Below are 1,057 nucleotides of genomic sequence, written 5' to 3'. Positions count from 1 at the left end.
GGCGTGCAGTTCGGCGGATTCGCGGTCGAGGTGGATTAGACCGCTGGATAATATATCTTTGTCACATATGCTCCCACTCCAGGTGCGATAATTACAGTTAAAACAGCCGTAACTGATATTAGGGTAATAGTAATCAGCTCCATCCATCAACGCCTCCCTCACTGGCTCTGGAACTTCGATATCCCCGATCTTGATAGTACGGGGTTTTAATCTAAAAGAAGTGTTGTGATGAAAAGCAATGGCGAAGGTGGCATCCAACCAATCATGTCCATCTGCAAATCTGTACTGGAAATACTCCCACGGCTTATCAGTAATATGAGACAACCTTGCGTACTCAGATATTAAATCGGCGTGTATATGTTTAGGCATGGTTATTACCCCTTACTCGCTCAACCTCAACACTGTCATATAATTCACACAGTTGCTCTGTTTTTATATATTCTCTAACTTCTTTCATGCTATCGAATGTAGCCTCCTCACGGAGGTTATATTTACCATTATCTTCTTTTACGTAGCATTTAACTAAGTATCTCTCCATTATTATTTTCCTATATTCAGGTAATAAAAAGCCCCGCATTGGCGAGGCTGTTATTTTTCTTCCACTAATTCAATTAACTCTAACTGATATTCAGTTTCACCAACTTTAACTATTGTTGGTACGTTTGATTTGTTATTATTACTAACAATTAGTGATGCAGTATCCAATACCAGATTAGTAATATCCCGCTTACCTCCTGACATGATACTTACATTGTTAGTCCCTTTAATCTGTCTCAATTTACCCAAAAACGCTTTATTCGATAAAATGGATACTCTAATACTCAGAGTATCTAATGTTTTGTTGCTATTAGACATATTATCCCCCAATTATCAACTCACCACAGCCCACTCGGAAATGAGCTGTAATTAGTTAACAACCATGGCTAGCCGTAAGTTCGCGAATGGTAGCCCGCTTGAATAACGCCCGTTGAATGCAATGTTTACGCAACCAATCATCATCACGAAAACGAATGGCTGATTGGCGGTCGCGTTTCAACATAGCACGCAATTCGTTAAT

Annotated in this window: 2 protein-coding genes; both read right to left on the bottom strand. The window is 39.7% G+C overall.

The window, feature by feature from the left end:
* Positions 1 to 369: hypothetical protein (locus AAY47_RS18645; RefSeq protein WP_047771795.1), on the bottom strand; the 369-nt coding region annotated here is incomplete at its 3' end.
* Positions 370 to 588: 219 nt separating this feature from the next.
* The gene (locus AAY47_RS18640; RefSeq protein ID WP_047771794.1) at positions 589 to 855 is read right to left on the bottom strand and encodes a hypothetical protein; all 267 of its coding nucleotides are present in this window, start codon (positions 853 to 855) and stop codon (positions 589 to 591) included.
* Positions 856 to 1,057: the final 202 nt, after the last annotated feature.

The organism is Xenorhabdus griffiniae (assembly GCF_001028135.1).
Classification (GTDB): Bacteria; Pseudomonadota; Gammaproteobacteria; order Enterobacterales; family Enterobacteriaceae; genus Xenorhabdus; species Xenorhabdus bakwenae.
Note: the sequence above shows the minus strand (reverse complement) of the source record. Positions and strands in the feature narration are given on the sequence as shown.

Excerpts from the sequence above, each read along its gene's own strand:
- AAY47_RS18640 (WP_047771794.1), bottom strand. The coding sequence starts at position 855 with ATGTCTAATAGCAACAAAACATTAGATACTCTGAGTATTAGAGTATCC.